The 9,091-nt window shown below is 42.9% G+C and carries 6 protein-coding genes; 4 read left to right on the top strand and 2 right to left on the bottom strand.

The annotated features are described in order from the left end of the window. Window positions 1-405: 405 nt before the first annotated feature. Window positions 406-1,332: a restriction endonuclease gene (locus HMPREF0670_RS05915; protein WP_009230243.1), complete on the bottom strand. Its 927-nt coding sequence runs from the start codon at window positions 1,330-1,332 to the stop codon at window positions 406-408. Window positions 1,333-1,627: 295 nt separating this feature from the next. Further along, entirely contained in the window at window positions 1,628-2,794 is a 1,167-nt protein-coding gene (locus HMPREF0670_RS05910; protein ID WP_009230242.1) for a hypothetical protein, read from the bottom strand. 1,747 nt (window positions 2,795-4,541) lie between these two features. On the opposite strand from HMPREF0670_RS05910, the gene HMPREF0670_RS05905 reads away from it, so the two are divergent. The 4 genes from HMPREF0670_RS05905 to HMPREF0670_RS05890 all read left to right on the top strand — a co-directional run bounded on the left by HMPREF0670_RS05905 (window position 4,542) and on the right by HMPREF0670_RS05890 (window position 8,794). After that, window positions 4,542-6,743 carry a beta-glucosidase family protein gene (locus HMPREF0670_RS05905; RefSeq protein WP_009230241.1) on the top strand — a complete coding sequence of 734 codons (2,202 nt, stop codon included), beginning with the start codon at window positions 4,542-4,544 and terminating at the stop codon, window positions 6,741-6,743. Window positions 6,744-7,399: 656 nt separating this feature from the next. Then, window positions 7,400-7,726, top strand: coding sequence for a hypothetical protein (locus HMPREF0670_RS05900; protein WP_052296866.1), 327 nt, complete (start codon window positions 7,400-7,402; stop codon window positions 7,724-7,726). Between the two features lie 107 nt (window positions 7,727-7,833). Further along, complete coding sequence (locus HMPREF0670_RS05895; protein ID WP_198009272.1) at window positions 7,834-8,268, top strand: hypothetical protein; 435 nt, start codon at window positions 7,834-7,836, stop codon at window positions 8,266-8,268. 208 nt (window positions 8,269-8,476) lie between these two features. Further along, entirely contained in the window at window positions 8,477-8,794 is a 318-nt protein-coding gene (locus HMPREF0670_RS05890; RefSeq protein ID WP_044077757.1) for a hypothetical protein, read from the top strand. Window positions 8,795-9,091: the final 297 nt, after the last annotated feature.

Genomic DNA, 9,091 nt, shown 5'->3' with positions numbered 1-9,091 from the left:
GGAGTTAAGGAGTTAAGCCAAATGTGCAGATGGCGCAACCATCTTTTCACCTTTTCATCTTTAGGAGTTAAAGGAGTTATGGAGTTAAGGAGTTAAGCCAAATGTGCAGATGGCGCAACCATTTTTCACCTTTTCATCTTTAGAAATTAAAGGAGTTAAAGGAGTTATGGAGTTAAGCCAAATGTACAGATGGGGCAGTCATTTTTTCACCCTTTCATCTTTTGGGGTTAAAGGAGTTAAGCCAAATGTACAGATGGGGCAGCCATTTCTTCACCCTTTCATCTTTAGGAGTTAAAGGGGGTATGGAGTTAAGGAGTTAAGCCTAATGTACAGATGGCGCAGCCATTTTTTCACCTTTTCACCTTTCCTATCCTTTCACCTTTTCACCCTTTCACCCTTTCACCTTTACTCGTCGTCCATCGCATCCCAAAAGTCTCTATCGAGTTTCATTACTTTGAAAACCCTTTCTTCTTGCAGACCTAGTCCGCACTCGTACAGGTATTTTGTGAGTTGCTCACCATTAATCAGGATGACAGTTGGCGTTCCATTAAGACTTTCAACATAGTCTATCGCACCTTTGGTAAAGTCGGAAGTGGTAATGAACACCCCTTTTTTAGATGGCGTTCCAGCAACTGCGCCCACGAAAGCCTGCACTTCATTGCGCCCAACATGATTGTTTGCGGCATACCGTTTGGCTTGAATGGAAATATGATTAAAGCCAAGCACGTCTTCTTTAATGATGCCGTCGATACCTCCGTCGTTAGAAAGCTTGGTTACGAAACCTGCATCTTTAATCTCCCCACCATAGCCCATAATCTGTAACAGTTCAACAACTATTCTTTCAAATGCTTGTGGCTTTTTACTTAATATCGTCGCTAGGATGTCTGCTTGTATCGATTTCTTGATGTTTTCGTACGATTCGTACAACCCCTCTTGTGGTGTAAGTTCGTTATTAGATGTCATGATGGTGGCACCTATCACTTTATCCGTTTCTCCAGAGGTCTTCCTAGGTTTGCTCACGGTGTCGTTTATATACTTGTTAATCTCTTCGTCGGTGCACGAAACAACTAATTCTTTTCCCTTTTGGCTGATGGTGTAGTCGCCTCGTCTTGGCTTATCTGCCAGTTTTGCCATAAAAAGATAAGATAAGGCCCAAGAAATACGGTCTAGAAATATTTCTCCATTGCCCGAATCGTATTTTGTATTAAGCTCGTCATTGGTAAGATTAAAGTGTTTTGCCAATGGTGTTCGAAGGTCTTTCGCCCGCATAACACCTCCTACATTTAGTGCTCTCAGCACTTGTGCGCGAATTTGCTGAAATGTTGGTATCATATTATATAGATTTTAGTAAATGAATTTGTTGCAAAAATAGTAAAATAAATGTAATCGTGCAAGTTAAACACGATTAAATTTTAAGTAGTGAGTGGTAAGTAGTGAGTGGTAAGTGGTAAATAATTTTTAGTCCATTTTTAAGAATGTACTCTGCGTTTAGGAACACATAGCCTTGCATTTTGCAGCATTATGCAGTGTGCTTTGATGCTAATTGCGCATCTTTTCTACACAAATAGCACTTAAACAGAGCAAAAACTTTCACTGCTTTGGATTTCAGTCAAAGGGCGAAGGCGTTCTATTGTTTTATTTCGTGCACCACCATTTGCCTGACATCACGCCCCGTTATTCGGCGTACAAGTGCATCGTTTACGCATTTTTCGGGCGACCAAAATCCCTGCACCACGACTTTACGGCCATCTCGCAGATAATAACAGGTGTCTTCCTCAAAGCCCACTACGTCTTTCTTCTCTTCGTAGAAACGAATAGAAAATTCGTACCTACTTCCATCAACGCCCTTCACCGTAAAATGGTCGCCAGTGCCTTGCACCCGCAAGCCGCTGCGCAAGCAGAAAACCCGTAATTGCGGATAGGTGAAGAAGATGCCGCGGCTGTTTGGGCGCATGTCGCTATTAGCTAAGGTCACCATCATATAAGGTTTTTGTCCCATATCAATAAACACCCGGCGCACATCATCGTCGTCAACAACAAGAACCTTGCGTAGCGAGTCGCGCTCCTCTTCGGTGGAAAGTTCTGGCAAGCGCGCTTTGAGCCTTAGTTGTTGTTCTGCCCATGCCTGAAAGTTTTCTTTGGTAACGCCATTGCCTTGGTCGGCCATCAGCTGATGAAACCTCATCACGCTGTTGTAAAACATCTGGCACACCTCCTGCCGATTAATGTCGCCATATATGTGATATTCTATATAGCAAGGACTCTTTTCGCCAGGTTCCGCAGTCTCCAAATTATCCATAAAGTCAATGTAATTGCCCCCTCCCAAGGCATAACATGGGCCTTGCATGTACATACGCAAGTAATAATGGGCGTGGCTGTCTACCCTTTCTTCGCTAAGAAATTGTTCAAAAGCGTCGATTAAGCGCTTGGCACGCCAAATGTCGTCAAGCGTTTCCACCTCCCATTGGACAGCCCGCAGCGAGAAGTCTGTGTGTGGAAAGCGATGCCAGATGCGGCGCGTTGGCGCATCGAAAGCCTTCAAAGGCCCTTGTTCAAATTCTCGTTCACGACGCAGAGTAACCACTTTGTAGAAGTTGCTGATGATACTTTTATTTGTTTTCATCATCGGAAAGGGGTAACTGCCGATATGGCTGGCCACTTGAAAGGTGTCTTTGGGATAACCCGATAGCGTAAAAGACCAAATTCGCCAATCTTCCCATAGGCCACGACTTGTTTTGTATTCAGAAGAAAGTACGATATCGTGGTCGGGAAACTCTTTCTTGAGGTACTCCATAACTTCTTCGGCTGAGTTGAAACTTGGAAAGCAACTACTCAGCAAAAGCATTCCAAAGTTTGCCACCGCATATAAGGGAGATTTGCGTAGAACTGTCTTTATCTTCATCGTTAACTAAAATCTTTTATCGTTTTTATAATAGGTGTTAGCGCCTTACTGTACATGGAAGAAAAAGGAATTAATCTCCCAAATCCGTGTTTTTAGGCGGATACCATAATTAAAGGTAAATAATTATGAATGCAAAAGTAGTAAAATAAATGTAGGCACGCAATTTATAACCGAAGTTGTCTTGACTTTTAATGGTTCTATGAATTGGGTGGAGTTTATTTTCGTTGTGTGGTAAAACCAAGATAAACATTCTCCTCATGCACAAAGTACTGGACGAGGATACGATAAAAACCTGAAATATTGCCCCAAGCTGTCTGTGGCAAAACGTAGGTATGTTTCAGAAGGCGACTTGGCGGAAGTTATTCCATGCGTTCTCTACAAGTTGAAAGCCTGGCTGTCAATGGCAGATTACTTCTGCTTTTCCATGATGTCGTCTTGGTTGGTCGTGAGCAACATCCTCCACAACCGCTCGCGCTGGCCGTTGCAAGCCTACATGTTTTCTGTGTCGTTGCCCACTTGCGCGTGCATGCAATATAATTATTTTTGTCAGGTTTTCAGTAGAAAATTTAACATTATGAGTGCCTTTTTATCCACAAATCGCTCACTTGGCCGCAAAAAATCGATTCTCGCGAAGGTTTGTTTTGACGCAAAAAGGGGTTAGCATGTGAATGCAGTGAAATGAATATTTATTTAAAGAAGCCGCCATTTGCACCAACTTTTGGGCTATTTATTGCAAAATATAGTGCAATATGCCGCTAAACGCAGTGCATTTTGGTGCTAAACGCAGTGCATTTTGGTGCTAAACGCAGTGCGTTTTGGTGCTAAATGCAGTGCGTTTTGGTGCAAAACGCAAGGTGAAATGGTGCTAAACGCAGTGCAAAATGCAGCTAAACGCAAGGCAAAAAGCATAAACATCCACTGCAATTGTATAAACAAAACCTTTAAGAATCATGAAATACATGGCTAGAAAGGGTAAAATGGTCGTTAAAAAGTGGGGTTTTAGGGGCTAAAAGTGAGTTTTGGGGCTGCAAAAATCATGGGTTGACAACCAATCTAGAAAGGCTAAATGGTGCAAAATGCAGGTGGTTTTCTTAAAATTGAACATATTGTAAGGCGTGAAAGGCTAGAAATAGGGGCGGTTTACCTACTTTATGGCCTATATTTTCGCTAGAACGGAGCGAAAATTAGAGTGGTATTGTAAAATAAAAGATAATGATTTAAGATTTGAGTTGATGAGTTTGTGAGTTTTCCAGTTTGTAAGTTGATGTGTTCGGGAATTGTTGGTCTTTCGTGAGTTTATAAGCTGGTGGTTTGATTTGTCCTGCACTTCGTGTATGAGAAGGGTGTTTATCTTGTGTTGGCATCACAGAGAGAACAAACGCCTCTTAATGTATAGAAACATTAAAAGTCAAGACGACTTCACCGCCTAATCCTTATGAAAAGAACCGATTGAGCATATTTTTTACATGGGTAACGGTGCTTGTGTGCAGAGCGTATTTAGTTCTAAGCAAAGTACAAAACTTTAAGGTTGTTCACAACTTACCCCTTTGTTTCCTTCCTTATTTTATTGTCTTTTTCAAATAAAATTGCGACCTTTGTTGTCAGGTTAATACCTCTACAACGATAAATAACCGATGATATGAAAAGTAAACTTACCATGGCTGCTCTGTCGATGGCCTTCACCCTTATGGCATCAGCCCAAAAAACAGTTCCTGTTTACCTTAATCCCGACGCGCCTATTGAGGCTCGCGTGCAGGATGCACTTAAACGGCTTACCGTTCACGAGAAAGTGAAACTAATACATGCCCAAAGCATGTTCTCCTCGGCAGGCGTGCCAAGGTTGGGCATTAGGCAGCTGAACATGAGCGATGGACCACACGGTGCGCGCGCCGAACTGAATTGGAGTACTTGGGGGTATGCCCAATGGACCAACGACTCCATCTGCGCCTTCCCCTCGTTAACCTGTTTGGCTGCCACATGGAACCGCGATTTGGCAGGCGAATACGGCCACGCCATAAGCGAAGAGTTTGCTTTCAGAGGCAAAGACGTCATTCTGGGGCCGGGAACCAACATCTGTCGCGTGCCGCTTAATGGGCGTAGCTTTGAGTATATGGGCGAAGACCCCTACTTGGCAGGCGAAATGGCCGTGCCTTACATCAAGCGGGCGCAGGCCAACGGCGTGGCTTGCTGCCTTAAACACTTTGCGCTGAACAACCAAGAGGCAGACCGCTTTACCGTAAATGTAAACGTGGGCGAACGTGCTTTACGCGAAATATACTTGCCAGCGTTTAAAAAATGCGTGCAACAAGCAGGCGTTTGGACCATCATGGGTGCGTATCCGCTGTGGAATGGTCAACACCTGTGCCACAACGACTCGCTGTTGAACAAGATTTTAAAGAAAGAATGGAGTTTTGATGGGGCGGTGATAAGCGACTGGGAGGGCACTCACGACACGTGGCAGGCTGCTATGAATGGGCTAGACATCGAGATGGGCACCTCTACCGACCGCAAAACAGAAGATGGTGTACAAGGTTACGATGCCAATTATATGGCTAGCCCGCTAGAAAAACTCGTCTTGCAGGGTCGCATACCCATGTCAGTGCTCAACGATAAGGTAGAACGTGTGTTGCGAACCATCTTTCGCACGTCCATGAATAGCCATAAAACTATTGGTAACCAATGTTCGCCCGAACATTACGCCGTATGCAAGAGCGTTGGCGCAGAAGGTGCTGTGCTGCTTAAAAACCAAGACGACATATTGCCCATTGCCCCTAATCGTTATAAGCGAATATTAGTGGTGGGCGATAATGCCGTGCGCAACATGAGCGAAGGTGGCGGAAGTTCGGAATTGAAAACACAGTTCGACATCTCGCCCCTCGATGGATTGAGGTCTGTTTATGGTGATAAAATCACCTTTGTACGCGGCTATTATGCGGGCAAACCGCTTTACGATGCGGTGGAACCTTTATCGGCCGACTCGCTTAAACGACTGAAAGAAGAGGCTTTGCAAGCCGCTAGAAAGGCCGACCTCGTTATCTTTGTGGGCGGATTAAATAAGAACCGTAGGCAAGATTGCGAAAACGGCGACCGCGAGAACTACGACTTATCATACGGACAGAATGAACTGATAGCCGAATTGGCCAAGGTTCAAAAGAATATCGTTGTGCTTACTTTCGGCGGAAACGCCTTTGCCACGCCGTGGATAAACAGCGTTAAGGCCTTGATGCACTGTTGGTATTTGGGTTCGATGTCGGGCGAAACGCTGGCCGAATTGGTTTCGGGCAAACTAAATCCAAGTGGCAAGCTGCCCATAACCTTTGCCAAGCGACAAGCCGACTATCCTTGTTTCCAGTTTGGCAAGCGTGGTTATCCTGGTGTAGACAAGCAAGTGTATTACGATGAAGGTATTTATGTGGGTTATCGATGGTTTGATACCAAGGGTGTTGCACCGCAATTCCCCTTCGGTTTTGGGCTAAGCTACACCACATTTAAATATGGCAAGCCCACGCTTTCGGCTCAAACGATGGACAAGAACGGCAAGATAACGCTCTCTGTGGCCGTTACAAACACGGGTCGCAGGGCTGGTAAAGAAACCATTGAGTTGTTTATTGGCGACGATAAATGTAGCGAAGAACGTCCCAAGAAAGAGTTGAAGAACTTTGCTAAGGTAAGCCTTGCGCCTGGCGAAACCAAAACGGTAAGCTTTGACATCACGTCTGGCGACCTTGAATATTGGTCGGAACGCACCCACGGCTTTGTTGCCGAACCTGGAACATTCACTGCTTATGTTTGCGCTAGCGAAACAGATGTGCGTGCAACGGCTAAGTTCGAGTTGAAGTAAGTGTAAGTTGGCAAGTTTTAGGCTGTGCGTTTCTTAGTCTTAAAGGGTATGGTTTTTGAGTGTATTGATATTAGAACCGTTGTTGTGTAGTTGACAAGTTGCTCCACAAGTTATCGCGTTGTAAGGCAATATGCCATCTACTTACAACCTTGCAAGCGCAAGGACTTGGAAACGCATAGCCTAAAAAATCACTGGCTAATAAACTTGATGTATCATGAAGTTAAAGAAATTAATCATAAAACCGAGAACAGGTCCGTTCGTTTCAACGAGGAAATGTTGCTCTATGAGTAAAGTTATTGCAGCCCTTGGCTGTATGATTCTCTTCTTACCCACAAAGAGTTGTGTAAAAAAATGCCAGACTCGAACGAGTTGGTGTTTGATAAATTGAAAGACATAGACAGTGAACGGAAGTTCATGAGGAATAAACTATCAACAAAGAACTTTGACCGTTCTTCTCTAAAATAGCTCATATAATGGCCGCACAATCGTATCATAGGTTTGCATTCTCCTCGATTTGTCTATTTGTAAGGCGTTCATTCGTTCATACGATGGCGACATTGCCATTGATTTGTGTACTGTTGCGCTGTTCAACAATAAGTAACGAGCATCTTGTCTTTGTGCAGGAACATCAGAAACTCTTATCAAAAGAGGTGACAATGAAACTTCCTAAACCATTTCATCGACAGAAAGAAAACTACGAAGAAGGAGTGATTTATTTCTATCATTTCGTTGATAGTACATATATTATTGTCTTCCAAGGTTCAATGATGGAGTTTTCCATAGACAAGTACCAAAATAAAATGGTGGAAAGGAAAGGCGAAAGAAAAACGTCTGTTGGGGTGGAGAACAATCGATATTGGCGTAAAGACGTTTATTCTGATGGGGTGAGGGTGTATTATGATCACGTACCAAAACGTAATAAAGATGTTTATGATAAAGTGTTGGATGAAATAACGTTCAGGCAATTGCAAGATGACGAGTAGTCTATGTGTTCGTTTGGGTGCTGTTAACATGGCGTTTCAAGCGTGCTAAGTATGTAAGTATCTTTTAACGAGAGTGCTTTTTTGACTATGGATAAATGGTGAAGAGGATGAGACATTTAAAAAGTATGGTGGCAATACTAGCCATAGTATGTTTAATGGCATGTGAAAATACATGGATGTGTTCTTGCAATATTACAGAGAAGGACATTGTTTACGAGCCGGCGGAGAAAAAGTTTTATCCATCAGCGCAGCTAAAGGCTAAGGTGGTAAAGGCCTTTAATGGTTCTTTTTCTTGGCGTAGGGCAGGCTATGTGTATAGAGATGCTTTTCAAGGCATTGGAGTTATCGTTTTTGAATACAATCCCGATGTGGGTGAGATTGATCATGTTCAACTGGTACGACCAACGAATGTGACATCTGTTGATCAAGAGTTGGTGAACTGTATTAAAGCGATGCGTTTCACAGATACTTTAAAAAAGCATCGTGTAAAGCCGGTTAAGTTCATGTTGCAGATAAATTACTTTGATATGACCGCACACTAGTAACGATTTGTTTCATCACTAATCACTTCTTGTTATAAATGCTTTCAAAAACAATTATGGTATGAGGGTTGTCACAATTAGAGTGTTATATTCGAATGTGCGTCTAGCCATTTTTGTCAATGGCAAGCATAAATGAAGAGCTCCATGTTAAAGCACAATTTGCTGAAAGTGTAATTAAAGAGGCCGAGTTTAATTTGCAATATCGCGTATGAAAAGATTTTTGGCGTTTAATATAGTAATAGGTGGTGCTATACTTATTTCGCATTTAGTGAACTATCTTATAGTTGTTCCATGTGTCATAGGTGATGAATGTGGCTATGATGTTGGTAAGTGCGATAGAGGAAAGGTGTTTGAGCTGTTCTTTGAGCAATCGTCTGACACGGGTTACCATCCTGAACCAACCCTATTTAACTTCTTCTTTGTCACGTTTATTGGAGCAATGGTTGGGATTTGTTTCTTCAAAATCATTGTGCGTTATCTCTTACCTAAAACAAAAGTCTCGCAAAATTGTGCACGAAAGACTTAATACAACAAGGTTACTGTATACAAGGTAGAGAAATGAAAAGGGGAAGTTCAACGAACCGAGGAGAGAAGTTTGTTGTGTATCCTTGTAGGTGATAGTGGGCGAGAATATAGAAAATGACAGAAAAACAATTATAAAATATCGCGTATGAAAAGATTACTCTTGTGTATTTGCATCTTTCTAAGCCTTATCCCCCTTTTCTTATGGGGGCAGGGTAAGGTTAATAAACAAAGCCGTGGGCAGAAAGTGGCTGGCTATATCTCACTCCTAACGGCCGACAGCATTAAGTATTGGGATTAC

This window comes from Prevotella sp. oral taxon 317 str. F0108 (assembly GCF_000162415.1).
GTDB lineage: Bacteria > Bacteroidota > Bacteroidia > Bacteroidales > Bacteroidaceae > Prevotella > Prevotella conceptionensis.
This window is presented reverse-complemented; position numbering and strand designations above follow the sequence as displayed.

What these genes read in the sequence shown, in the direction of transcription:
- HMPREF0670_RS05915 (WP_009230243.1), bottom strand. Translation starts at nt 1,332, where the DNA reads ATGATACCAACATTTCAGCAAATTCGCGCACAAGTGCTGAGAGCACTA.
- HMPREF0670_RS05910 (WP_009230242.1), bottom strand. Translation starts at nt 2,794, where the DNA reads ATGGAGTACCTCAAGAAAGAGTTTCCCGACCACGATATCGTACTTTCT.
- HMPREF0670_RS05905 (WP_009230241.1), top strand. Translation starts at nt 4,542, where the DNA reads ATGAAAAGTAAACTTACCATGGCTGCTCTGTCGATGGCCTTCACCCTT.
- HMPREF0670_RS05900 (WP_052296866.1), top strand. Translation starts at nt 7,400, where the DNA reads ATGAAACTTCCTAAACCATTTCATCGACAGAAAGAAAACTACGAAGAA.
- HMPREF0670_RS05895 (WP_198009272.1), top strand. Translation starts at nt 7,834, where the DNA reads ATGAGACATTTAAAAAGTATGGTGGCAATACTAGCCATAGTATGTTTA.
- HMPREF0670_RS05890 (WP_044077757.1), top strand. Translation starts at nt 8,477, where the DNA reads ATGAAAAGATTTTTGGCGTTTAATATAGTAATAGGTGGTGCTATACTT.